The sequence below is a fragment of the Falsiroseomonas sp. genome (genome assembly GCF_041690465.1).
GTDB lineage: Bacteria > Pseudomonadota > Alphaproteobacteria > Acetobacterales > Acetobacteraceae > Falsiroseomonas.
In genome coordinates this window covers 299,190-321,632 of record NZ_JAWLHG010000001.1, presented here as the reverse complement: position 1 = coordinate 321,632, position 22,443 = coordinate 299,190, and the positions used below count along the sequence as shown (strand labels likewise).

Here is a 22,443-nt window from a genome sequence, read left to right as displayed (position 1 = left end):
ACGATCAGCGGCGCGGCAGGAAGCCCACCAACTGCTCGGCCCTGTCGCAGATGGGGGTCGCGATCGCGTCCGCGCGGTCGGCGCCGAGGCGCAGCGCCGCATCCAGCGCCGCGGGGTCGTCCAGCAGCCGCGACATCTCCCGCCGGATCGGGTCGAGATGCGCGACCAGCGCCTCGGCCAGCACTTCCTTGAAGGCGCCGAAGCCCTTGCCGCCGTGGTGGCGCAGCACGCCGGCATGGGTCTCGCCGGTGATGGCGGCGAGGATGCCCACCAGGTTGCGCGCCTCCGGCCGGCCCTCGAGACCGGCTTCGCTCTCGGGCAGGGGCTCGGGATCGGTCTTGGCGCGGCGGATCTTCAGCGCAATGGCGTCGTGGTCGTCGGTGAGGTTGATGCGCGACTGGTCGGAGGGATCCGACTTCGACATCTTCTTCGTGCCGTCGCGCAGGCTCATCACCCGCGCGGCGATGCCCTGGATCAGCGGCTCGATGGTGGGGAAGAAGTCCACGCCGTAATCGTGGTTGAACTTCTGCGCGATGTCGTTGGCCAGCTCCAGATGCTGCTTCTGGTCGTCGCCGACCGGCACCTTGGTGGCGTGATAGGTGAGGATGTCGGCGGCCATCAGGTTCGGATAGACGTACAGGCCGGAGGACGCGGCCTCCCGGTCCTTGCCCGCCTTGTCCTTGAACTGCGTCATCCGGTTCAGCCAGCCGAGCCGCGCGACGCAGTTGAAGATCCAGGCCAGCCGCGCATGCGCATGCACATGGCTTTGCAGGAACAGGATGCAGCGCCGGGGATCGAGCCCGCAGGCGATCAGCGCCGCGGCCATCTCCCGCGTCTGCCGCGCGAGCTCCTTCGGGTCCTGCCACACGGTGATGGCGTGCAGGTCCACCACGCAGAAGATGCACTCATGCGTGTCCTGCATCGGCACCCAGTTGCGGATGGCGCCGAGATAGTTGCCGAGGGTGGGCACGCCCGAAGGCTGGATGCCGGAGAAGACGCGGGACATGAAGGGGGCACCCTGTCGCTGCTGCTGCCCCGCGTGATCCCGCCGGCGTGCGGGCGCGTCAAGGCTCAGGCAAAAAGAAGTATTTAACATCTTGCTTAAAGGCGCCGGCCGGGCCAGGCTGCCCCGGTAGCGATCGCGGAGCACGGCCATGACAGCCTTGACCAGGGCCTTCCTCTTTCCCGGGCAGGTGGTGAGCGATCTGCTCGGCGCCGGGTCGGGCGACGACCGCATGATGATCCGGACGCTGATCAACATGCTGTTCTGGAACCTGCTGATGGTGATCGGGGTGGTGCTGGTCTATTGACCGTGCCCGCTCCTGCCGGCGAAGGGCCGCAATGCAGCTGACCGCCTTCACCGACTACACGCTGCGCACGCTGATCTACCTCTCGGTCGAGGAGGGTCGGCGCGCGACGGTGCCCGAGATCGCGGCCGCCTATGCCATCCCGGAGAACCACCTGAACAAGGTCGTGCTGCTGCTCGGCCAAGCGGGCGATGTCGTCACGCTGCGCGGCCGCGGCGGCGGGCTGCGGCTGGGGCGCCCGGCGTCCGAAATCAACATCGGCGCGGTCGTGCGGCGAACGGAGCCGGGGCTCGCGCTGGCGCCCTGCATGGGCTCCGGCACCTGCGTGATCACGCCTGCCTGCGGGCTGAAGCCGGTGCTGGCCGAGGCGCTGGATGCCTTCCTGTCGGTGCTCGACCGCTACACGCTCGCCGATCTGGTGGCCGGCTCGCGCGGCGGGCTCGCGCGGCTGCTCGGCTTGCCTGCACCCGTGGGGTAGCGCCGCCTGGCTTCAGGCGGGGTAGGGTCGGCTGCCGAAGATCGCGGTGCCGATGCGCACATGGGTCGCACCCTCGGCGATGGCGATCTCGTAGTCGCCGCTCATGCCCATGGAGAGGGTGCGCAGCCCGTGCTTCGCGGCAAGTGCCGCGAGCCAGGCGAAATGCGGGCGCGGGTCGGCCTCCAGCGGCGGGATGCACATCAGGCCGGAAACGGCCAGGCCATGCTCCTCCTTGCAGGCGCGGAGGAAGGCGTCGGCGTCCGCGCGCGGAATGCCGGCCTTCTGCGGCTCATCGCCGGTGTTGACCTGGATCAGCAGCTCGGGCGTGCGATCTTCCTTGCGCATCGCCTCGGCCAGCGCCGCGGCGAGCTTCGGGCGGTCGAGGCTTTCGATGACATCGGCCACGCGCACCGCCTCGCGCGCCTTGTTGGTCTGCAGCGCACCGATCAGGTGCAGGCGGAGCGCCGGGTTGGCGGCGCGCAGGGTCGGGAACTTGCCCATCGCCTCCTGCACGCGGTTCTCGCCGAACACGGATTGGCCGGCGGCGAGGGCTGCGAGCACCGCCTCGGCGGGATGCGTCTTGGAGACGGCGACGAGCGTGACGCCGGCGGGATCGCGCCCCGCGCGGGTGCAGGCCGCCGCGATGCGGGCCTTTACGGCGGCGAGGTTGCGGGCGATGGCGTCCTGGTCGGTCACGGCGTGATCCGGGAGTGTGGGGTGCGGACGCTAGAGGGGTGGTCGCGGCGGCTCAAGCCGGCGGTGGTGCGCGGCGGACGGGCGCTGCCGCGTCTCTGGCTGGTCTCCGACCCCGTGCGGCTGCCCGATCCGAGCGCGGCGGCGGCGCGCCTGCCGCGCGGCGCGGGGGTGCTGGCGCGCGGGCTGGACGGGGCGGTGCTGGCGGCGCTGGCGCTGATGTGCCGCCGGCGCGGGCTGCTGCTGCTGGTTGCCGGCGATGGCCGCACTGCGCTGCGGCTTGGCGCCGGGCTGCATGTGCCGGATCGTGTGCCGGCGCGGGGGCTGCTGCCCTTCCTGCGTGCGCGCTGCGGCGGAGTGCGCTGGGCGCTGCTGTCCGTGGCGGTGCACGGACGCGCGGGCGCTGCGCGGGGGCGGCGCCTGCGGGCCGATCTCGGCCTGGTGTCGCCGGCCTTCCAGACCGCGAGCCATCCCGGCGCCCCGGCGCTCGGCCCGCTGCGCTGGGCGGGACTGGCGGCGCGATCGGGGCGGCCGGCGGTGGCGCTGGGCGGGGTGGCGGCAGGCAATGCGGCGCGGCTGCCGAAGGCCGGACGCGGCCGTGCCGCGGCGCTTGCGGCGATCGGCGCGCTGGCCGGGCGCTGAGCCGCGCGGTGGATGCGACGGTTGTGGCCCGCCTGCCACACTGTCTCGCGGATGTCGCGCCGGTGCTTCGTGGCTGATGGACGTCGCATCGCCATCAAAGCAATAGTCTGCCCGGGCCTGACTGCGCTCGGGGGGGAGTCTCCGGTCGCGGCACCTGCCGAGGGGGGCAGGCGGGCCGTCGCATGCCGGGGGCCACCCGGTTCAGGAGGAGGTAATAGAATGCGCAAGATTCTGCTGGGCACCACTGCGGTGGTCGGCGCTGCGCTGATCGGGGCGACGTCCGCCCAGGCGCAGACGGCCCCGACGGTGCGGGTTGGCGGCTATTTCGACTTCGGCACGGCGTTCGTCGACGACAGCCTGGAAGTGGCGGGCGGCGACTACAACACCATCTCGATGTACTCCGACCTTGAGGTCGTCGTGACGGTGCGCGGCAAGACCGCGAACGGCCTGTCCTATGGTGCCGACATCGAGCTGCAGACGGACGCGGGCGGCGCCGGTTCGACCACGCTGAACACCGACGAGGCCTGGGGCTTCATCAGCAGCCCGACGCTCGGCACGCTGCAGTTCGGTGACAACGACTCCGCGGCCAACCAGCTGGCCGTGAGCGCCCCGTCGCTGCATCAGTCCAGCCCGTCCGGCGCCTGGATCGACTTCGCGATCAACGGCCAGTACATCAACTCCAGCATCAACGACGGCAACGACTCGACGAAGATCATCTACCTCTCGCCGCAGTTCTTCGGCTTCGACTTCGGCCTCAGCTACGCGCCGAACGCGGGCGAGGGCGAGAGCCAGTTCTTCGGCAACGGCGCGCTCCGCCGTGACCAGACCGCGAACCCGAGCGCCACGGGCAACATCCAGAACGAGATTTCCGCTGGCATCCGCTACCGCGGCAGCTTCGGCAATATCGGTGTGGCCGCCGGCTTCGGCTTCATGACCGGCGACGCGCCCACGGGCAGCGGCCTCGAGGATCCGACCGCCTATCAGGTCGGCGCCACGGTCACCGGCTACGGCCTGACGGTCGGCGCTCACTACCTGTGGGGCCAGTACCTCGCCCCGTCCTTCGGCCGCGGCGCCCTCGCGCGGGGCCTCGACGACTCCACCACGCTGAACTTCGGCGCGGTGTATCGCATGGGCGCCTTCGCGGTGAACGCCTTCTATGCGATCGGCACGCAGGACCTTGGCCCGGTCGAGCGCGAGCAGACGGCGTGGGGCCTCGGCGCCACCTACGCGCTGGCGCCGGGCATGGAGCTGTGGGCGACCTACAACAACGTCGACGACGAGGACTTCACCGCGGCCGGTGCGGACCGCGACATGAACATCTTCGCCCTGGGCGTGCGCCTCGCCTTCTGATCCTGCGGGATTGGATGAACAGGGGGCGGCAGGGTGACCTGCCGCCCCTTTTCGTTTTCGTGGCCGGGTTTGCGGCCGGCCGGTGGCGGGCTAAGTCTGGCGCCTGTCGGGCGACAGGCTCGGGACCGGGGTGAGGTGTGATGCAGGCGAAGCGATGGTTGCTGCTGGCTGCGGTCGGGACTGCACTGATGGGGTGCGGGTCCGAGAACCTGCGCACACCCGGCCTCGAGGAATACAACAATGACAGCCGCCGCTCCTCGGTGCGCGGGCGGCTGGGCGGCAGCGACGGCATCCTGGTGTTCGGCACCGACCGCAGCCGACGCGCGACCGACGGCGACCAAGGCGGGGTCGGTATCGGGGTCAATGCCTTCCTCTGGCGCGCCACGCTCGACACGCTGTCCTTCATGCCGCTGTCCTCGGCCGATCCGTTCGGCGGCGTGATCATCACGGACTGGTATTCGCCACCGGGCGTGCCCGGCGAGCGGTTCCGCGCCACCGCTTACATCCTCGGCCGCCAGCTGCGTTCCGACGGGGTGCGCGTGGTGGTGTTCCGGCAGGAGAGCCGGCCGGGTGGCGGCTGGGTGGATGTGCCGGTCTCCGCAAGCACCTCGGCCGAGCTTGAGGACCAGGTGCTGAGCCGGGCGCGGGAACTGCGCAGTCAATCGGTGGCCACCTCGCGCTGAGCCTCACCGCGGCCCGGCGCCAGGCTGTCGGCTTGGTCCTGGCGCGGTGCCGACTGACCGGCGGCGGCGCTTCGGCGTCGCCGGGGGCATGCCGAGAATTCCGCTGCGACGCGATCCGGTCTATGCGTGGGCCCCGTTTCCAGAGCCACGCAGCGCCCCACGATGAATGACCAGACCCAAGAGCGCGCCGCCCAGCCTTCCGCCGCCCCGGCGACGTTGGCGCGCTACGATTTTGCCGCCGCCGAGCCGCGCTGGCAGGCCGAATGGGACCGCCGCGCCTGCTTCGCGGTGCCCGACGTGCCGCCGCCGGACTCGAAGAAGTACTACGTGCTCGAGATGTTTCCCTACCCCTCGGGCAAGATCCATATGGGGCATGTGCGCAACTACACGCTGGGGGACGTGGTGGCGCGCTACAAGCGGGCGCGCGGGCACCTGGTGATGCACCCGATGGGCTGGGACGCCTTCGGCCTGCCGGCCGAGAACGCGGCGCGGGAGCGCGGCATCCATCCGGGCAAGTGGACCTACGACAACATCGCGAACATGCGCGCCGAGCTGCAGCGCATGGGGCTCAGCCTGGAATGGGCGCGGGAATTCGCCACCTGCGATGTCGGCTACTACGGCAAGCAGCAGAAGCTGTTCCTCGATTTCTGGAAGGCCGGCCTGGTCGAGCGGAAGGAGAGCTGGGTCAACTGGGACCCGGTGGACGGCACGGTGCTGGCCAATGAGCAGGTGATCGAGGGCCGCGGCTGGCGCTCTGGCGCACTGGTCGAGAAGAAGAAGCTCAGCCAGTGGTTCCTGAGCATCACGAAATACGCGCCGGAGCTGCTGGAAGCGCTGGATGGCCTCGACCGCTGGCCGGACCGGGTGAAGCTGATGCAGTCCAACTGGATCGGCCGCAGCGAGGGCGCGCGGGTGCGGTTCAGGCTGACCGATTCAAAGGTCGCCGGCACCGGGGAGGTGGAAGTCTTCACCACGCGGCCCGACACCTTGTTCGGCATGTCCTTCCTCGCCGTCGCGGCCGAGCACCCGCTGGCCGCGGCCGCCGCTTCGCGTGACCCGCACGCCGCCGAATTCGTCGCCGAATGCCGCCGCATGGGCACCTCCGAGGCGGTGATCGAGCAGGCGGAGAAGCGCGGCTACGACACCGGCTTCCGCGTCGCGCATCCCTTTCTGGAAGGCGTCAGCTTCCCGGTCTGGATCGCCAATTTCGTGCTGATGGAATACGGCACCGGCGCGATCTTCGGCTGCCCCGGCCATGACCAGCGCGACATGGAGTTCGCGCGCAAATACGGCCTGACGGTGCTGCCGGTGGTGCTGCCGCCCGGCGAGGATCCGGCCAGGTTCACGCTGGGCGATGTCGCCTATACCGATGACGGCACGATCTTCAACTCGGGCTTCCTCGACGGGCTCGACGTGCCCGCGGCCAAGCGGCGGGTGATCGAGGAGCTGGAAAAGACCGGCCAGGGCACCGGCGTGGTGAACTGGCGCCTGCGCGACTGGGGCATCTCGCGCCAGCGCTATTGGGGCTGCCCGATCCCGGTGATCCATTGCGAGGCCTGCGGCGCGGTGCCGGTGCCGGAGGAGCAGCTGCCGGTGGTGCTGCCGGAGGACGTGGATTTCTCGCGCCCCGGCAATCCGCTCGACCACCATCCGGGCTGGAAGCACGTGGCCTGCCCGCAATGCGGTTCGCCCGCACGCCGCGAGACGGACACCTGCGACACCTTCGTGGACAGCTCCTGGTATTTCGCGCGCTTCTGCTCGCCGGGCGCGGCGGAGCCGGTGACTCGGCCGGCGGTGGATGCCTGGCTGCCGGTGGACCAGTACATCGGCGGCATCGAGCACGCGATCCTGCACCTGCTCTACAGCCGCTTCTTCACCCGCGCGATGAAGGCGACCGGGCATCTCAGCGTGGAGGAGCCCTTCGCCGGCCTGTTCACCCAGGGGATGGTGCAGCACGAGAGCTACAAGGGCGCGGATGGCCGCTGGCTCTATCCGGAGGAGGTGGAGTTCTCCGCCGCCGCGGATGGCAGCCGCATCGCCACGGTGAAGGGCAGCAACGAGGCGGTGACCATCGGCCGCGTCGAGGCGATGTCCAAGTCCAAGCGGAACACGGTGGACCCGGGTGCCATCATCGGGCGCTACGGCGCCGATACCGCGCGCTGGTTCATCCTGTCGGACAACCCGCCCGATCGCGACATGGAGTGGACGGAATCGGGCGTCGCCGGCGCCTTCCGCTTCACCCAGCGGCTCTGGCGGCTGGCATCGGGGGCGGTGGCCGGGCTGCCGCCGGCAGGTGCGCCCTTCGCCGAGGCGGCGGGGCCGGCGCGCAAGCTGCGCCAGGCGACGCACCGCACCATCGCCGCGGTGACCGAGGCGCTGGAAGGCTTCGCGTTCAACGTCGCTGTCGCGCGCATCCATGAATTCGCCAATGCCATCGGAGAGGCCGAGGGCCAGGCGGGCGCGGAGGGCATGGGCGCGGCAAGGCGCGAGGCGCTGGAGACGCTGGCGCGGCTGGCGGCGCCGATGATGCCGCATCTGGCCGAGGAAGTCTTCGCCGCGCTCAACCCCGGAGCCGCGGCGCTGGTGGCGCAGATGCCGTGGCCCGAAGCCGATCCGGAGCTGCTGAAGGCGGAGACGCTGACGCTGGCGGTCCAGGTGCTCGGCAAGCTGCGCGCCACCATCGAGGTGCCGGTCGGCGAGAGCGAGGAGCGGATCTTCGCCCTGGCGGAGGCCGAGGAGAACGTGCAGCGTGCGCTGGGCGGCAAGCCCGTCAAGAAGCGGATCCATGTTCCCGGACGCGTGGTCAACCTGGTGGTCTGAGGCGATGGCAGGAGAGCGGGCCGCATCGAGCGAGGGGCCGGGCCGGCGGGGCGTGCTGCGCGGTGCTGCGGGATTGCTGGCGCTCGGCGCCGGTGGCTGCGGCTTCCGCCCGCTCTATGGCGGCGGCGCACCGGGCGGCGAGGATCCGGCGATTGCGGGGGAGCTGGCTGCGACGCGCGTGGCGCCGATCTCCGAGCGGTTCGGGCAGCTGCTGCGCCGGGGCCTGCAACAGCGCCTGGCGGCGGTCGGCGGCGCGCCGGCGCCCGCGCGCTGGGAGGTGGTGGTCGGGCCGAATGTCGCCGTCGAGCCGCTCGGCATCCTGCGGGACGGTTCGGCGACCCGGGTGCGCTACATCGCGACGGCGAACTGGACGCTGATGCGGCTGAGCCCGCGCGAGGCGGTGGCGAACGGCTTCGAGCGCGCGATGGAAGCCTACAACATCCAACCCAACCAGTACTTCGCCGCCGATATCAGCCGGGAGGCGACGGAGCGGCGCTTGGCCGAACTGCTGGCGGCCGAGGTGGCCACCCGCGTGGCGCTGCGCTTCCGCGCCCTGGACGCGCCGACGCGGCTGATCGAGCCGGTCTCGCCGCCGCTTGCGCTGCCGGAGGCCCCGCCGGCAGGCGCGCTGCTGCCCGGGCCGTCTGGCGGCGTCGGCGGTGGACTCGGTGGCGGGATAGGTCCGGGAGGCCCCTTCCCGCCGTGACCTCCACGCGCAGCGGGGACTGAGGGCGGCCGATGGCCAAGGTTGATGCGCGGCGGGCTGCCGGCGTGCTGGCCGATCCTGGGCCGTTCCGGGCGGTGCTTCTCTATGGCGACGATGCCGGCCTGGTGCGGGAGCGGGCCGAAGGGCTGGTCCGCGCCGTGCTGGGCGGGCGAATGGATGATCCTTTCCGCCTCGCGGAGTTGAATCGCGAGGAGGCGGCCCGCCCCGGCGCGCTGGCCGGCGAGGCGGCCGCGCTGGCGATGACCGGCGGGCGGCGCGTCGTGCGGCTGCGCGAGGCGACCGACGTGCACGCCGGCCCGCTCAAGGATTCGCTGGCGACGCCGGGCGAGGCGCTGATCGTGCTGGAAGGCGGCGAACTCGGACCGCGGTCGAAGCTGCGCGCGATGGCGGAGGCGGCGCCGGAGGTGGCGGCGATCGCCTGCTACCGGGAGCGAGGCGAGGAGCTGGCGGCGACCCTCGGGCGGATGCTGCAGGAGCAGGGCGTGCAGGCCGATCCGCCGGCGCTGTCCTGGCTGGCCGGGCGGCTCGGCGAAGACCGGATGCAGACCAGGCGGGAGGTCGAGAAGCTCGCCCTCTATGTCGGTGCGGGCGGGCGGGTGGATGAGGAGGCGGCGCTGGCCTGCGGGCCCGACGGCGCGACGATGGACCTCGACGAGGCGCTGATGGCGGCGACGCTGGGCGATGCGCCGCGGGCCGACCGGGCGCTGACGGCGGCCTTCGCGGAGGGGGCGAGCCCCGTCGCGGTGCTGCGGGCGGCGCTGCGGCATGTGCAGCGGCTACACGAGGCGGCGGTGGCGGGCGGCGATGCCTCCGTGCTGCGGCCACCGGTGTTCTTCCGCCAGAAGCCGGCCTTCGACCGTGCGCTGCGGCTGTGGTCGCCGGCGGCGCTGGAGGCGGTGGGCATCGCGCTCCTGGAGGCGGAGAAGCGGACCAAGACAACCGCCTTCCGCGACGCCGATGTCACCATCGCGCGGGCGGCCCTGGCGGCGATCGCACGGCAGGCGAAGCGGTAGGGCGCCGCCTGGGCGCGGTGCGGTCCGGCTTCAGCTTGCTGAAAGCAGGCGGATCAGACCGTCGAGCTGGTCGAGGTCGCGGTAGCGGATCACCACCTCCCCGCCCTTGCCGTCATGCTTCACGGCGACGCGCAGGCCGAGCCGCTCCGTCAGGTCGCGCTCCAGCGCGGCGGTTTCCGGGTCGCGCGGAGCGCGGTCCTGGGCGCCGGGGCGCGGGCGGCCCTGCGCGGCGGCAAGGGCTTCCGCCTGGCGCACGCTCAGCCCGCGGGCGACGATCTGGGCGGCGATGCGGGCAGGGTCGGAGGCGCCGACCAGCGTGCGGGCATGGCCGGCCGAGAGGACGCCGTTGCGCACGAGGTCGCGCACCTCGGTCGGCAGGCCGAGCAGGCGAAGCGTGTTGGCGACATGGCTGCGGCTCTTGCCGACAGCCTGGCCGAGGCCTTCCTGGGTAAGGCCGAACTCGTCCAGCAGGCGGCGGTAGCCATCCGCCTCCTCCATGGCGTTGAGGTCCTGGCGCTGCAGGTTCTCGACCAGGCCGGCGGCCATTGCCTCGCGGTCGCCGAGGTCGCGCAGGACGACGGGAACCTCGTGCAGCTGCGCGAGCTGCGCGGCACGCCAGCGGCGCTCGCCGCCGACGATCTGGTAGCTGCCGGGGCTGCCGGGCTTCGGGCGGGCCAGGATGGGCTGCAGGATGCCGTGTTCGCGGATCGAATCGGCGAGTTCCTGCAGGCTCGACTTGTCCATGCCGCCGCGCGGCTGGAACGGGCCGGGCTCCAGCGCCTCGACCGGAAGGCTGCGGAGCGCGGCGGGATCCGAACTCGGCGGCGGATCCGGGATCAGCGACGAGAGGCCGCGACCGAGCCGCGAGGGTGGGGGTTTGCGGGTGCTGCTGCTCATGAGACGCGGGCGCGCGCGCGCTCCCTTCTGAGGAACTCCGCCGCGAGCCGGAGATGCGCCTGCGCCCCGGGCGAGCGGAAATCGTAGAGCAGGACCGGCAGGCCGTGGGAAGGGGCTTCGCTGATGCGGACGTTGCGGGGGATCACGGTCTCGAAGACCTTCTCCTTGAAGAAGCTGCGCACGTCGCTGGCGACCAGCTCCGAAAGGTTGTTGCGACGGTCCACCATGGTCAGGACGATCCCCTCGAGCGCGAGGCGCGGATTGAGGGCGCGGCGCACGCGGTCGATGGTGCGGGTGATCTGGCTGATGCCCTCCAGCGCGAAGAACTCGGTCTGCAGCGGGACGATGACGCCATCCGCCGCCACGAGGGCGTTCAGGGTGATCAGGCCGAGCGAAGGTGGGCAATCCAGGAAGACATAGTCGAAGCCGGACAGGGCTTCGCGGCCGGCGTGGAACGCCTCCGCCAGCCGGTGTTCGCGGCGGTCGGACCCGACCAGTTCAACCTCGGCACCGGCAAGGTCGGGATCGGCGGGCAGGATGGAGAGGTTCGGGATGGCGGTCCGACGGATCAGCTCGGCGAGCGGGCGCTCCTCCACCAGCAGGGCGTAGCTTCCCGCGCCCCGGTCGGCGCGGCCGAGGCCGAGGCCGGTCGAGGCGTTGCCCTGCGGGTCCAGATCGATGACCATGACCTGATGATCCGCCGCCAGCGCGGCCGCGAGGTTGATCGCGGTCGTGGTCTTGCCGACGCCGCCCTTCTGGTTGGCGAAGGCCAGGATTCGCGGCGCTGCGCGGTCAGGCGTCCGGGCGGGCACGTCGGATGTCGCTCAGACGGAAAATGGTGGCCTCGGGGTCGGTGCGGCTGACGAACCGCTCGGTGCGCACATGCCAGTCGGGAAGGGCGGCGGTCAACTCGGCTTCGGCATTACGGCCTTTCGGGAAGATGGCAACCCCACCCGGCGCAAGAAAGCGCGCGGCGTGCGGCAGGAGGGTCGTCAGCGGGGCCAGGGCGCGGGCGGTCAGCGCCGCCAGCGGGGGCAGGGTGGCGTTCTCGATCCGCTGCGGATGCACGCGGAGCCGTGCCAGGCGGAGTCGTCCGGCCGCTTCGGTCAGGAAGGCCGACTTGCGACGGTCCGCCTCGACCAGATGGGTGGGGCGACCGGAGGCGATGGCCAGCACCAGGCCGGGAAAGCCGCCGCCGCTGCCGAGGTCGCCCAAGGGGCCGTCGCCCTCAGGCAGCAGGGGCAGGAGTTGAAGCGCATCAGTGAGGTGGCGCTGGCGGATCGCCTCGGGATCGCGCTCCGCGACCAAGTTGATGCGCGTGTTCCAGCGCAGCAGCAACTCGAGGAACGCCTCAAGGGCGGCGACCCGCGCAGGGTCGAGTTCCGGCATGGGCGGGAGCGGCTGGCGTGCCGGGCCATCCCCCTGTTTCACGTGAAACACCTCAGCCGGCCGCCGCGCGGCGCAGATGCACCGCGAGCGCCGCGATGGCCGCGGGGGTGATCCCTGGCAGGCGGCCGGCGCTGCCGAGGGTGGCCGGCCGCGCGCCGGCGAGGCGCTGCTGCATCTCGCGCGAGAGGCCCGGCACGCTGGCGAAGTCCATCGCCTCGGGGATGGCCAGCCGCTCCTCCCGCTCGATCAGCCGCCGCTCCGAGTCCTGGCGGCGCAGATAGGGCGCGTAGAGCGCTTCCGCCTCCAGTTGCACGGCGACGTCCGGCGACAGCCCGGCCAGCCAGGGGAACGCGGCGGCGGCGGCCTGCACGGTGATACCCGGCAGGGCGAGCAGTTCGAGCGCGGTGCGGCGCTTGCCGTCCTGGCGCACCGGCAGGCCGGCCGCGGCCATGGCCGTGGGGCTGGCTTCGGTGGCACGAGCGCGGGCCAGCGCCTCGGTCACCGCCGCGGCGAAGGCGGCGTGGCGACGGGCGCGCTCGGCGCCGACACAGCCCCAGGCAATCCCGCGCTCCGTCAGGCGCAGCCCGGCATTGTCGGCGCGCAGGCTGAGCCGGTGCTCGGCACGCGCGGTCAGCATGCGGTAGGGTTCCGACACGCCATGCAGCACCAAGTCATCGACGAGCACGCCGATATAGGCCTCCGCGCGCCCGACCACCCGATCCGGCACCGCGCCGGCAGCACGGCAGGCCGCGTTCAGCCCGGCCATCAAGCCCTGTGCGGCGGCTTCCTCGTAGCCGGTGGTGCCATTGATCTGACCGGCCAGGAACAGGCGCGGCACGCCCTTCACTTCCAGCGTCGGGTGCAGGGCACGGGGATCGACGTGGTCGTATTCGATCGCATAGCCCGGGCGAAGGATGCGCGCCCGTTCCAGGCCTGGGATCGAGGCGATCAGCGCCGCCTGGATCTCCTCCGGCAGGCTGGTGGAGATGCCGTTCGGATAGACGGTGTCGTCGTCCAGCCCCTCAGGCTCCAGGAAGACCTGGTGGCGGTCACGCTCCGCGAAGCGAACCACCTTGTCCTCGATGGAGGGACAGTAGCGCGGACCCACGCCCTGGATCCGCCCGCCATAGATGGCCGTGCGATGCAGATTCTCCCGGATCAGGGCGTGGGTGGCCGGCGTGGTCCAGGTGATGCGGCACTCGACCTGCGGATTGGCGATGCGATCGGTTAGCCAGGAGAGTGGCTCCGGCGGGTCGTCGCCGGGCTGCGCCTCCAGCGCGTCCCAATCGATGGTGCGGCGGTCGAGGCGTGGCGGCGTGCCGGTCTTGAGCCGGGCGAGCGGCAGGCGCAGCCGTTCGAGCGCGAGCGCCAGCCCCACCGCCGGCGCATCGCCCTGCCTGCCGGCAGGGATGCGCTGCTCGCCAAGGTGGATCTCGCCGCGCAGGAAGGTGCCGGTGGTGATCACGAGCGCGCCGCAGCCGATCCGCCGGCCACTGGCCGTGACCACCGCCGCGATCGCGCCCTCGCCATCGCATTCCAACCCCTCGGCGGCATCGGCCAGGATGTCGAGGTTGACGGTCTCGGCCAGCAGGCGCTGCATGGCGGCGCGGTAGAGACGGCGGTCCGCCTGCGCCCGCGGGCCGCGCACCGCGGGGCCCTTGCTTCGGTTGAGCTGCTTGACATGGATCGCGGCCGCATCCGCCGCGCGGGCCATCAGCCCGTCGAGCGCATCGATCTCGCGCACCAGATGACCCTTGCCGATCCCTCCGATGGCGGGGTTGCAGGACATCTCGCCGATCGTCCCGACGCGATGGGTGAGCAGCAGGGTGCGCGCGCCGCAGCGCGCCGCGGCTGCCGCAGCCTCGCAGCCGGCGTGGCCACCGCCCACCACCACCACGTCGTAGGGTGCCGTCGTCCTCATGGTAGGCGGTATAGGCCGGCTACTTGCCGATGCAGAAGTCCTCGAAGACGATATCCAGCACGTCCTCGACCCCGACGCGCCCGGTGAGCCGCCCGAGCGCCAGAACGGCCCCGCGATAGGCCTCCGCAGCAAGCTCCGGTAGCGCGGCTGCCTCGCCTTCGGCGAGGAGCGCCACCGCCTCGACGAGTGCTGCGCGATGGCGGCTGCGGGTGAGCAGCGGCGCCTCGGCCAGCCCGGCGCGGGTTGCCGCGGCGGCGGCAAGCGCGGCACGCAGCTCGGCGAGGCCCGCGCCGGTCCTGGCACTGGTCCGAAGGGGTCTCACGCCATCCGGCATCACTGGCGGCGCGGCGAGATCGCACTTGGTCATGACGGGCAGCGCATCCGGCCGGGCCTTCAGCAGGGAGAGGGTCTCCTCGTCGGGCACCGTGTCGGCCGGAAAGACGGCCAGGACAAGATCGGCCGATCCGGCGCGTGCCCGGGCGCGCCGCACACCCTCCTGCTCGATGTCGTCTGAGGCGCGGCGAAGGCCGGCCGTATCCGCGAGCACCGCCGGCACGCCCCCCAGATCGAGGCGGCATTCCACCACGTCACGTGTCGTGCCTGGCCGGGCGGAGACGATGGCTGCATCGCGCCCGACGAGCGCGTTCAGCAGCGATGACTTGCCCGCATTCGGCGCGCCGAGAATCGCGATGGACAAGCCCTCGCGCAGCTTCTCGCCCCTGCCGCCATCGTCGAGATGGCGGGCGATCTCCTGGCGCAGCAGGGTTGCCTCGCTGCGCGCGCGGGCATCGAGCCCGGTGGGCAGATCGTCCATCTCGAACTCGATGGCCGCTTCCTGGTGGGCGAGCAGGCGCGTGGCCCTGCCGGTCCAGCCCTCACAGAGCCTCGAGAGGGCGCCGTCCGCCTGGCGCAGGGCCTGGCGGCGTTGGGCGGCGGTCTCCGCCGCGACCAGGTCGCCGATGGCCTCTGCCTGGGTGAGGTCCAGCTTGCCGTGCAGGAAGGCGCGCCGGGTGAACTCACCGGGCTCGGCGGGGCGGCAGCCAAGCGCCACCAGCGCAGCCGAGACGCCGGCCAGCACCGCGGCGCCGCCGTGCAGGTGCAACTCGCCGGCATCCCCGCCGGTGTAGCTGCGCGGGGCGGGAAACCAGAGAACCAGCGCCTGGTCGAGTGTCTCGCCGGTATCCGGGCAGCGCAGCCGGCGGAGCGTCGCGACACGCGGTGCCGGGAGCCTGCCGGCCAGGCGGGCGATGACCTTGTCGGTATGGGGGCCCGAAAGCCGGATCACCGCCACGGCGGCCTGCCCGGCGCCGGACGCCTTCGCAAAGATCGTGTGCTGGGTGTCGCTCATCCGCTCGATCTGCCTGCTCGCTGCCCGCCGGAGGGGGTGTTTCACGTGAAACACCCCCCGTGCCCGCACGAGGGAGCGGCCGCTCAGGCCTTCTTCGGCGGCGGCACGTCCCGCTCGGTCAGCATCAGCCGCGTGGCGCGCCCGCCGGCGACCAGATGCGCCTGCAGGATCTCGTCCACATCCTCGCGGGTCTTCGGGCTGTACCAGACGCCTTCGGGGTAGATCACCATCGTCGGGCCGAATTCGCAGCGGTCGAGGCAACCTGCCATGTTCACGCGCACGTCCCGCCGGCCGAGTTCCTTCGCGCGCACCTTCATGTAGTCGCGCAGGTCCTCGCTGCCGCGGGCCGCGCAGGAACCGCGCCTGTGCCCCTCCGGGCGCCGGTTGCAGCAGACGAAGACATGGGCGCGGAAGTAGGGCGGCGGGTCGGCCGGAGCGCGGCCGGGCGCGGTCGCGGCAGGGGGGGCATCGGTCACAGGCGGCTCCGGCAGGCGTGAGGGAGAGAGAGGACTGCTATCGATGTAGCGATGCGGGCCACCCCTCGCCAGGGCTGCGTAGCGGGCCCCGGATACCTCCGGCTTGACGGGAGGCGCGATGTTGTGGCGCATGGCGCCCCCTGGACGCAGCCGGATGCCACAACTGACCTGCCTGACCCCGATCGGCGAGGTGACCGTTTCCGAAGAGGACGGCGCGATCGTCGCGCTCGACTGGGGGCGGGGGCGGGACCAGGACCGCACGGAACTGCTGGGCCGGGCGGTGGGGCAACTCCAGGACTATTTCGACGGAGCGCGCGGCGGCTTCGACCTGCCGCTCGCCCCGCACGGCACGGCCTTCCAGCGCCGCGTCTGGGGGGCGTTGCGCGCCATCCCGGCTGGCCAGACCCGCAGCTATGGCGAGCTTGCGCGGCTGCTGGGCAGCTCGGCCCGGGCCGTGGGGCAGGCAAACGGCGCCAACCCGATCCCGATCCTCATCCCCTGCCACCGCGTGCTCGCCGCCGGCGGCGTGCTCGGCGGCTATTCGGGCGGCGAGGGTCCGACCACCAAGCTCTGGCTGCTCGAGCACGAGCGCCGCATGACCGATGCGGCCGGGCAGCCTCAACTCGCGCTGGGCCCCTTCGGGCCCGGTCTTGCAGGGACAAACCTCCGATGAACCATGCGATCCGCGTGCACGAGTATGGCGGCCCCGAGGCGCTGGTCTGGGAGGACGTGCCGCTGCCCGCGCCCCGCCCCGGCGAGGCATTGGTGCGGCACCACGCGATTGGGCTGAACTACATCGACGTCTACTTCCGCACCGGCCTCTACAAGGCGCCCTCCCTGCCCGCGACCATCGGCATGGAGGCCGCCGGCGTGGTCGAGGCGGTGGGTGAAGGCGTCACCGAGGTCGCGCCCGGCGACCGGGTTGCCTATGCCACGGCGCCGATCGGCGCCTATGCCGAGGCCCGCAGCATCAAGGCGGACCGCTTGGTGAAGTTGCCGGACGCGATCGCCTTCGAGCAGGCGGCGGCGATGATGCTGCAGGGCATGACAGCCGGCTTCCTGCTGAACCGCACCTACAAGGTGCAGGCCGGCCAGACCATCCTGGTGCATGCCGCGGCCGGCGGCGTCGGCCTGATCATGGTGCAGTGGGCGAAGCATCTCGGCGCCACGGTGATCGGCTCCGTCGGCACCGAGGCGAAGGCGGAGATCGCCCGCGCGCACGGCGCGGACCACGTCGTGATCGGCACCGAGAGCCTGCCCGAGCGCGTCAAGGAGATCACCGGGGGCGCCATGCTGCCGGTCGTCTTCGACAGCGTCGGCCGCGACACCTTCCTCACCTCGCTCGACTGCCTGGCGCCGTTCGGGATGATGGTGTCCTACGGGAATGCCTCCGGCCCGGTCTCGATCCCGGATATCGGCGTCCTGGCCGCGAAAGGCTCGCTCTATCTCACCCGCCCCACCCTCGCGACCTACACCGCCAGGCGCGAGGACCTCGAGGGGAGCGCCAAGGCGTTGTTCGAGGTGGTCGCCAAGGGCGCGGTGAAGATCAATGTGAACCAGCGCTTCGCCCTGAAGGATGCGGCCGAGGCGCATCGCGCGCTCGAGGCGCGGCGGACCACCGGCAGCACCGTCCTGACGCCCTGATCGCCACGGCTCCCGGGCCTGTAACTTGTCGGGCGATTCACGCCTCCGGTGCTCGGCTGCGGCGCAGCCTGCGCCGCCCGGCGACCGGACGGCTCAGCCCGGGAGCAGGTAGCGGTAGCGGTAGCGTTCCGTCAGGCCGAGCCCGGCATTCAGCCGGAGCGACGCCGCGTTGGTGCAGGCGACCTGGGCGAAGGCGAAGCGCGCACCCTGCGCCGCCGCCCAGGCGCCAGCCGCGGCCATGACGCGGCGGCCGAGCCCCTGGCGGCGGTATGCCGGCCGCACCGCCAGATCGAACAACCCCGCCAGCTCGCCATCGGCGGTGACGAAGGCGCAGGCAGCCGGCTGGCCGGCAAGACGCAGCAGCACCCAGGCCGCCGGCACGCCGAGCAGGTCCGGCATTCGCAGCTTCTCGGCGCGCCGCGCCGGAACCTGATGCTCGGCGGTGGCGAGCACCTCCATCCAGGCCGGCTCGGGGCCTGCCAGCATCTCGCAGGCCGTGTCGGTGGCCGCGAAACCGGCCAACGCGCCGCCGATCACCAGGCTCTCGTCGTGCGGGCGGTAGCCGCGGGCCGCCAGCAACGTGGCCAGGCCAGGCGGATCGAGCGGCGTGGAGCGAAACCGGCAACGTAGGCCGGCACGGGCGTAGAAGGCCTCGATGCGCGCGATGCGCGCCGGCAGGTCGGGATCGGGCGAGGCGTCCAGCGGGCAGGCGGCGTTGGCTCGGCCGGTGCCGCCGGCGAAGCTGCGCGCCACGAAGCCGCCCTCGAACAACAGCCGCGGCGCCGGCACGGCGGTCAGCGTCGCCCGCTCCAGCGCCAGCACATCCGGCGACGCGGCAGATGCAAGGGCGGCGCTCATGCCTCGGCGGCCAGCCGCGCCACGGCGTCGCGGTAGGTGGCGTCGAACAGCGCATCGAGGGCGGGATTGGCGCCCTTCAGCCCCGCGGCTACGCGCCCTGCCCAGCCGACATACTCGACCCGGCGCGCATGGTCCCAGCCCTTCGGCGGGCTCGCGGCGATGGCGCGCAAGTTGGAGATCTTGTCGGCCAGCTTCAGCATCTTGGCAGCATCGCTCCGGGTCGGTGCGTGCTTCACCTGCAGGGCCTTGCGGGTCTCCTTGGGCAGCGACTTGTCATCCGTCGCCTCGGCCACGATGTCCGCCACCGCCTGGCCGAACTCGGCCACGAGGCGGTCATGCGTGATGGGTTCGGGGTCGTTGTCGCTGTCCTCGATGGTGTCGTGCAGCAGGGCGGCGACCACAGCCTCCTGCGGCGCGCCGTGCTCGGCCAGGATCTGCGCCACCTCCAGCACATGGTTGACGTAGGGCTCGCTGGCGGAGCCCTTGCGCCGGTGACCGGCATGCACCCAGGCTGCAAAGGTGGCGGCACGCAGCAGCAGCGCGCTGCCCGTGGTCTCGGTGGGTCGATCCATCAGGGCTCCTCGATCCGGCGCGCCACGCCGGGCGCGCCCGCCATCCTGCCCCGATCGGGTGGCGGTTCGGCAAGAGGCCTTGCCGCACCGCCGTGCGTCAGGCTGGCTTCTGCAGGGGCCTGCCCGTGACCGGTGCCGACCGCCGCAGCGCCAGGAGGCCGAAGCCGACATAGGCCGCGAGCGTGGCGATCACGAAGCCGGCAAGCCAGATCAGCGCCACCAGCACCCAATCGATCGGGCCGCCGATATCGGAGAAGCCGGAATGCGTCACGGCCTGCATCACCAGGATCGCCAACACGCCACCAACCAGCCCGACCAGTTCCGACCGTACCAGCCGCCCTGCCGCCATGCCGCGCTCGCGCAGCAGCAGCCAGACGAAGAGCAGCGCGACGAGCGCCACCGCGCCGAGGCCGATCCACAGGAAGGCCCCCAGCATCTCCTGGAACACCGCGACGAAGACGAAGAGATCAAGATCCTTCATGGCGCCCTCCTCAGGCCTGGCCGCGCAGCATGGCGAGGTAGGTCGGCTTCAGCGCGACCTCCTTCATCACCCAGGTGATCCACAGCTCGTCGAGTGGCGCGATCACGCCGGGGAAGGAAGGCACTAGGTTGTCCTGGTAGTCGAACTCCACCAGCATCGCCCGGCCGATCCGGGTGATCAGCGGGCAGGAGGTGTAGCCGTTGTAGCGCGCCGTGCTCTCGCGCCCGGCGATGGTCGCGACCAGGTGATCCACCGCCACCGGCACCTGCCACTTCACGCTGGCCGCCGTCTTGCCCTTGGGCACGCCGGCCACGTCGCCGACGGCGAAGACCTCGGGATAGCGGGCATGGCGCAGCGTGTGGCGATCCACCTCCGCCCAGCCATCGGCCTGCCAGGGTCCGCTGCGCCAGCCAAGCGGGCTGTTGCGCACCGCCTGCGGTGCGCGCATGGGCGGCACCACGTTGATGAAGTCGTAGGGCAGCTCCTTCGGCCCCTGGGCTGTGCTGAAGGTGGCGATCCGCCGGCCCAGGTCGATCGCCTGCAGCTGGTGGCCGTAATTCACCTTCACCTCGCGCTCCTGGTAGAGCATGCGCACCCGCTCGGAGACGATCGGCACGCTGAACAGCGCGTTGTTGTGCGCGTTGTAGATCAGCTCCGCACGGCCCCGGTTGCCGCGCCGACGGAGGATGTCATCGGTGAGGAAAGCGTATTTCAGCGGTGCGCCGGCGCATTTCATCTCGGTGGCGGGACGCCCGAACAGCGCCACGCCGCCGCGATCCGCGAAGGCCGACATCGCCTGCCAGGTGGCCAGCGCCGCATCCGGCGAGGCATAGACCGAGCCCAAGCCATCCCGCCCGATGCGCGCGACATCCATGCCCTCGATCGCGCCGTAGTCGAGCTGCAGGCCGGTGGCGAGCACCAGGAAGTCGTAGGCTACGGCGCGGCCACTGTCGGTGACGACCTTCTTCCCGTCGGGGTCGAACTCGGCGACGCCCTCCTCGATCAACGTGGCGCCGGGCGGGACGAAAGCGCGCGTTTCGCCGATCACGTACTCCTTCGGCTTCAGCCCGGCAGCGACCAGGGTGAAGCCCGGCTGATAGAGATGCGGCTTGCGCTGGTCGATCAGGGTGATGGTCGCGCCTTCAAGCTCCCGCGCCAGCCGCGAGGCGGCGGCGAGGCCTGCGGCGCCCGCGCCGGCAACGACGATCCTGGCGCCGGTGCGGACCGGCGCGGCGCGTGGCGCCCGGATGGCCAGTGCCGCGGCGGCAGCGCCGCTGGCAAGCAGGAGGGATCGCCGTCCGATGGTCGGCCCCCAGCCTCGGGAATCCAGGGTTCTTGGCATGTGTCGCTCCCCGCTGCCGATCGTCGGCGGCGCAGAAGCAGAGTAGGAAAGCCTAATATAAGAGCATTGACATAGATCAAGCCTTGGCAAGTCGGTGACGCACGCCCTCGCGTCACCCCCTCACCCGGCCATCTCCCTCCGTCAGGGGGAGAGGGAGAATCATCCGGCACTGCCTCCGGCCATATGCGACTGCCATGGCCGGGGAGTGCCGTCAGGCCAACCCGAGGCGACGCACGCCCTCAGGTGTTCATCGCGTCGAAGAAGTCCTGGTTGGTCTTGCTGTACTTCAGCTTGTCCAGCAGGAACTCCATCGCGTCCTGGGTACCCATCGGGTTCAGGATGCGGCGCAGAACCCACATCTTCGACAGCGAGCCGCGGTCCACCAGCAGCTCCTCCTTGCGGGTGCCCGACTTGGTGATGTCGATCGCCGGGAAGACGCGCTTGTCGGAGAGCTTGCGGTCGAGGATGAGCTCGGAATTGCCGGTGCCCTTGAACTCCTCGAAGATCACCTCGTCCATGCGGCTACCGGTGTCGATCAGCGCGGTGGCGATGATGGTCAGAGACCCGCCCTCCTCGATGTTGCGCGCGGCGCCGAAGAAGCGCTTCGGGCGCTGCAGGGCGTTGGCGTCCACGCCGCCCGTCAGCACCTTGCCGGAGGACGGCACGACGGAGTTGTAGGCACGGCCAAGGCGGGTGATCGAATCCAGCAGGATCACCACGTCCCGCTTGTGCTCGACCAGGCGCTTGGCCTTCTCGAGCACCATCTCCGTCACCTGCACATGGCGCGTCGCCGGCTCGTCGAAGGTGGAGGCGACGACCTCGCCACGGACGGTGCGGGCCATGTCGGTCACTTCCTCCGGCCGCTCGTCGATCAGCAGCACGATGAGGAAGATGTCGGGGTGGTTCGCCGAGATGGACTTGGCGATGTTCTGCATCATCACCGTCTTGCCGGTGCGCGGCGGCGAGACGATCAGCGCGCGCTGGCCCATGCCGATCGGTGCGATGAGGTCGATGATGCGGTGGGTGTAGTCCTTGGTCGGGCCCTTCGCGACGGCCTCGGCCTCGGGGTTCTCCATCTTCAGCCGCCGCGTCGGATAGAGCGCGGTGAGATTGTCGAAGTTGATGCGATGGCGCAGCGCCTCGGGCGGCTCGAAGTTGACGTTGTCCACCTTGAGCAGGGCGAAGTAGCGCTCGCCGTCCTTCGGCGCGCGGATCTGGCCTTCCACCGTGTCGCCGGTGCGCAGGCCGAAGCGCCGTACCTGGGCGGGGGAGACGTAGATGTCGTCGGGGCCCGGCAGGTAGTTCGCCTGCGGACTGCGCAGGAAGCCGAAGCCATCGGAGAGGATCTCCAGCGTGCCGTCGCCGTAGATCGCCTGCTCGTTGTCGGCCAGCGTCTTCAGGATCGCGAACATCATGTCCTGCTTGCGCAGCGAGGACGCGTTCTCGATCTGCAGATTCTCGGCGAATGCCAGGAGTTCGGCCGGGGACTTGGCCTTGAGTTCGGATAGATGCATGGGCGGTCGCGTCCGTGCTGCGCGCCTTGCACTGCGCGCGGGAAAAGGCGAGGGGAACCCTGGCTGCGGTGGGGCAGTGACGGGGCCGCGTCGCGGCCGGTCAGGCGCCCCTTGCCGTGCCGCGCGCCCCGATTCTCGGGCGTCCTGCGCGGCGACCAGGGCTTGGAAGGGAGGGACCGGCGGTTTCGGATCCGTCCAGGGTGAAATCACCCCTGTGCGAAATGCCCGACTCGCCGATTGCCGGAAGGCGGTCGGACCCTATGGGTTGTGCCGCAAGCCGTCAACCCG

23 protein-coding genes are annotated in these 22,443 nt (G+C 71.4%); 10 read left to right on the top strand and 13 right to left on the bottom strand.

Annotation, left to right across the window (positions count from 1 at the left end; genetic code table 11):
- Positions 1-4: 4 nt before the first annotated feature.
- Positions 5-1,006, bottom strand: coding sequence for a tryptophan--tRNA ligase (gene trpS / locus ACESM1_RS01545; RefSeq protein WP_372617066.1), 1,002 nt, complete (start codon positions 1,004-1,006; stop codon positions 5-7).
- Between the two features lie 148 nt (positions 1,007-1,154).
- On the opposite strand from trpS, the gene ACESM1_RS01540 reads away from it, so the two are divergent.
- Complete coding sequence (locus ACESM1_RS01540; protein ID WP_372617064.1) at positions 1,155-1,310, top strand: hypothetical protein; 156 nt, start codon at positions 1,155-1,157, stop codon at positions 1,308-1,310.
- 31 nt (positions 1,311-1,341) lie between these two features.
- Complete coding sequence (locus ACESM1_RS01535; RefSeq protein WP_372617063.1) at positions 1,342-1,785, top strand: Rrf2 family transcriptional regulator; 444 nt, start codon at positions 1,342-1,344, stop codon at positions 1,783-1,785.
- 12 nt (positions 1,786-1,797) lie between these two features.
- On the opposite strand, the gene ACESM1_RS01530 is transcribed toward ACESM1_RS01535, so the two are convergent.
- Positions 1,798-2,481: a YggS family pyridoxal phosphate-dependent enzyme gene (locus ACESM1_RS01530; RefSeq protein WP_372617061.1), complete on the bottom strand. Its 684-nt coding sequence runs from the start codon at positions 2,479-2,481 to the stop codon at positions 1,798-1,800.
- A 21-nt stretch (positions 2,482-2,502) separates the two neighbouring features.
- On the opposite strand from ACESM1_RS01530, the gene ACESM1_RS01525 reads away from it, so the two are divergent.
- From ACESM1_RS01525 to holA, 6 genes are all read left to right on the top strand, one after another.
- Positions 2,503-3,120 (top strand): thiamine phosphate synthase, encoded by a 618-nt coding sequence (locus tag ACESM1_RS01525; RefSeq protein ID WP_372617059.1) that lies wholly within the window; start codon positions 2,503-2,505, stop codon positions 3,118-3,120.
- A gap of 219 nt (positions 3,121-3,339) precedes the next feature.
- The gene (locus tag ACESM1_RS01520; RefSeq protein WP_372617058.1) at positions 3,340-4,470 is read left to right on the top strand and encodes a porin; all 1,131 of its coding nucleotides are present in this window, start codon (positions 3,340-3,342) and stop codon (positions 4,468-4,470) included.
- A gap of 140 nt (positions 4,471-4,610) precedes the next feature.
- Complete coding sequence (locus ACESM1_RS01515; protein WP_372617056.1) at positions 4,611-5,153, top strand: DUF3576 domain-containing protein; 543 nt, start codon at positions 4,611-4,613, stop codon at positions 5,151-5,153.
- Between the two features lie 162 nt (positions 5,154-5,315).
- Positions 5,316-7,973, top strand: a complete 2,658-nt coding sequence (leuS, locus tag ACESM1_RS01510; protein ID WP_372617055.1) for a leucine--tRNA ligase — start codon at positions 5,316-5,318, stop codon at positions 7,971-7,973.
- Positions 7,939-8,679 (top strand): hypothetical protein, encoded by a 741-nt coding sequence (locus tag ACESM1_RS01505; RefSeq protein WP_372617053.1) that lies wholly within the window; start codon positions 7,939-7,941, stop codon positions 8,677-8,679. The genes leuS and ACESM1_RS01505 overlap by 35 nt, the downstream gene beginning before the upstream one ends.
- A 32-nt stretch (positions 8,680-8,711) precedes the next feature.
- On the top strand, positions 8,712-9,713 hold the full coding sequence (gene holA / locus ACESM1_RS01500) for a DNA polymerase III subunit delta (protein WP_372617051.1): 1,002 nt from the start codon (positions 8,712-8,714) through the stop codon (positions 9,711-9,713).
- A 30-nt stretch (positions 9,714-9,743) separates the two neighbouring features.
- Here holA and ACESM1_RS01495 read toward each other — a convergent pair whose 3' ends face one another.
- The 6 genes from ACESM1_RS01495 to ACESM1_RS01470 all read right to left on the bottom strand — a co-directional run bounded on the left by ACESM1_RS01495 (position 9,744) and on the right by ACESM1_RS01470 (position 15,744).
- On the bottom strand, positions 9,744-10,610 hold the full coding sequence (locus tag ACESM1_RS01495) for a ParB/RepB/Spo0J family partition protein (RefSeq protein ID WP_372617048.1): 867 nt from the start codon (positions 10,608-10,610) through the stop codon (positions 9,744-9,746).
- Positions 10,607-11,422, bottom strand: coding sequence for a ParA family protein (locus tag ACESM1_RS01490; protein ID WP_372617046.1), 816 nt, complete (start codon positions 11,420-11,422; stop codon positions 10,607-10,609). Before ACESM1_RS01490 ends, ACESM1_RS01495 begins: the two co-directional genes overlap by 4 nt.
- Positions 11,403-11,999 carry a 16S rRNA (guanine(527)-N(7))-methyltransferase RsmG gene (gene rsmG, locus ACESM1_RS01485; RefSeq protein WP_372617045.1) on the bottom strand — a complete coding sequence of 199 codons (597 nt, stop codon included), beginning with the start codon at positions 11,997-11,999 and terminating at the stop codon, positions 11,403-11,405. Before rsmG ends, ACESM1_RS01490 begins: the two co-directional genes overlap by 20 nt.
- Positions 12,000-12,051: 52 nt before the next feature.
- Positions 12,052-13,920 carry a tRNA uridine-5-carboxymethylaminomethyl(34) synthesis enzyme MnmG gene (gene mnmG, locus ACESM1_RS01480; RefSeq protein WP_372617044.1) on the bottom strand — a complete coding sequence of 623 codons (1,869 nt, stop codon included), beginning with the start codon at positions 13,918-13,920 and terminating at the stop codon, positions 12,052-12,054.
- A gap of 19 nt (positions 13,921-13,939) precedes the next feature.
- Complete coding sequence (gene mnmE, locus ACESM1_RS01475; RefSeq protein ID WP_372617042.1) at positions 13,940-15,268, bottom strand: tRNA uridine-5-carboxymethylaminomethyl(34) synthesis GTPase MnmE; 1,329 nt, start codon at positions 15,266-15,268, stop codon at positions 13,940-13,942.
- 83 nt (positions 15,269-15,351) lie between these two features.
- Positions 15,352-15,744 carry a (2Fe-2S) ferredoxin domain-containing protein gene (locus ACESM1_RS01470; protein ID WP_372617040.1) on the bottom strand — a complete coding sequence of 131 codons (393 nt, stop codon included), beginning with the start codon at positions 15,742-15,744 and terminating at the stop codon, positions 15,352-15,354.
- Between the two features lie 154 nt (positions 15,745-15,898).
- On the opposite strand from ACESM1_RS01470, the gene ACESM1_RS01465 reads away from it, so the two are divergent.
- Positions 15,899-16,417, top strand: a complete 519-nt coding sequence (locus ACESM1_RS01465) for a methylated-DNA--[protein]-cysteine S-methyltransferase (protein ID WP_372617039.1) — start codon at positions 15,899-15,901, stop codon at positions 16,415-16,417.
- Positions 16,414-17,388, top strand: a complete 975-nt coding sequence (locus ACESM1_RS01460; protein ID WP_372617037.1) for a quinone oxidoreductase family protein — start codon at positions 16,414-16,416, stop codon at positions 17,386-17,388. The genes ACESM1_RS01465 and ACESM1_RS01460 overlap by 4 nt, the downstream gene beginning before the upstream one ends.
- Positions 17,389-17,481: 93 nt before the next feature.
- On the opposite strand, the gene ACESM1_RS01455 is transcribed toward ACESM1_RS01460, so the two are convergent.
- From ACESM1_RS01455 to rho, 5 genes are all read right to left on the bottom strand, one after another.
- Entirely contained in the window at positions 17,482-18,246 is a 765-nt protein-coding gene (locus tag ACESM1_RS01455) for a GNAT family N-acetyltransferase (RefSeq protein ID WP_372617035.1), read from the bottom strand.
- Positions 18,243-18,818, bottom strand: coding sequence for an HD domain-containing protein (locus ACESM1_RS01450; RefSeq protein ID WP_372617034.1), 576 nt, complete (start codon positions 18,816-18,818; stop codon positions 18,243-18,245). Before ACESM1_RS01450 ends, ACESM1_RS01455 begins: the two co-directional genes overlap by 4 nt.
- Before the next feature lie 97 nt (positions 18,819-18,915).
- Complete coding sequence (locus tag ACESM1_RS01445; RefSeq protein ID WP_372617032.1) at positions 18,916-19,299, bottom strand: DUF5368 domain-containing protein; 384 nt, start codon at positions 19,297-19,299, stop codon at positions 18,916-18,918.
- Positions 19,300-19,309: 10 nt separating this feature from the next.
- The gene (locus ACESM1_RS01440; RefSeq protein WP_372617031.1) at positions 19,310-20,641 is read right to left on the bottom strand and encodes an FAD/NAD(P)-binding oxidoreductase; all 1,332 of its coding nucleotides are present in this window, start codon (positions 20,639-20,641) and stop codon (positions 19,310-19,312) included.
- A gap of 239 nt (positions 20,642-20,880) precedes the next feature.
- Positions 20,881-22,155, bottom strand: coding sequence for a transcription termination factor Rho (rho, locus tag ACESM1_RS01435; RefSeq protein ID WP_372617029.1), 1,275 nt, complete (start codon positions 22,153-22,155; stop codon positions 20,881-20,883).
- Positions 22,156-22,443: the final 288 nt, after the last annotated feature.

Bases quoted from the DNA above. Each gene is read 5' to 3' on its own strand.
- mnmE (WP_372617042.1), bottom strand. From the start codon at position 15,268: ATGAGCGACACCCAGCACACGATCTTTGCGAAGGCGTCCGGCGCCGGG.
- ACESM1_RS01540 (WP_372617064.1), top strand. From the start codon at position 1,155: ATGACAGCCTTGACCAGGGCCTTCCTCTTTCCCGGGCAGGTGGTGAGC.
- leuS (WP_372617055.1), top strand. From the start codon at position 5,316: ATGAATGACCAGACCCAAGAGCGCGCCGCCCAGCCTTCCGCCGCCCCG.
- ACESM1_RS01460 (WP_372617037.1), top strand. From the start codon at position 16,414: ATGAACCATGCGATCCGCGTGCACGAGTATGGCGGCCCCGAGGCGCTG.
- ACESM1_RS01535 (WP_372617063.1), top strand. From the start codon at position 1,342: ATGCAGCTGACCGCCTTCACCGACTACACGCTGCGCACGCTGATCTAC.
- ACESM1_RS01450 (WP_372617034.1), bottom strand. From the start codon at position 18,818: ATGGATCGACCCACCGAGACCACGGGCAGCGCGCTGCTGCTGCGTGCC.
- ACESM1_RS01465 (WP_372617039.1), top strand. From the start codon at position 15,899: ATGCCACAACTGACCTGCCTGACCCCGATCGGCGAGGTGACCGTTTCC.
- ACESM1_RS01455 (WP_372617035.1), bottom strand. From the start codon at position 18,246: ATGAGCGCCGCCCTTGCATCTGCCGCGTCGCCGGATGTGCTGGCGCTG.
- ACESM1_RS01515 (WP_372617056.1), top strand. From the start codon at position 4,611: ATGCAGGCGAAGCGATGGTTGCTGCTGGCTGCGGTCGGGACTGCACTG.
- mnmG (WP_372617044.1), bottom strand. From the start codon at position 13,920: ATGAGGACGACGGCACCCTACGACGTGGTGGTGGTGGGCGGTGGCCAC.
- rsmG (WP_372617045.1), bottom strand. From the start codon at position 11,999: ATGCCGGAACTCGACCCTGCGCGGGTCGCCGCCCTTGAGGCGTTCCTC.
- holA (WP_372617051.1), top strand. From the start codon at position 8,712: ATGGCCAAGGTTGATGCGCGGCGGGCTGCCGGCGTGCTGGCCGATCCT.
- ACESM1_RS01495 (WP_372617048.1), bottom strand. From the start codon at position 10,610: ATGAGCAGCAGCACCCGCAAACCCCCACCCTCGCGGCTCGGTCGCGGC.
- ACESM1_RS01520 (WP_372617058.1), top strand. From the start codon at position 3,340: ATGCGCAAGATTCTGCTGGGCACCACTGCGGTGGTCGGCGCTGCGCTG.
- trpS (WP_372617066.1), bottom strand. From the start codon at position 1,006: ATGTCCCGCGTCTTCTCCGGCATCCAGCCTTCGGGCGTGCCCACCCTC.
- ACESM1_RS01440 (WP_372617031.1), bottom strand. From the start codon at position 20,641: ATGCCAAGAACCCTGGATTCCCGAGGCTGGGGGCCGACCATCGGACGG.
- ACESM1_RS01445 (WP_372617032.1), bottom strand. From the start codon at position 19,299: ATGAAGGATCTTGATCTCTTCGTCTTCGTCGCGGTGTTCCAGGAGATG.
- rho (WP_372617029.1), bottom strand. From the start codon at position 22,155: ATGCATCTATCCGAACTCAAGGCCAAGTCCCCGGCCGAACTCCTGGCA.
- ACESM1_RS01505 (WP_372617053.1), top strand. From the start codon at position 7,939: ATGTTCCCGGACGCGTGGTCAACCTGGTGGTCTGAGGCGATGGCAGGA.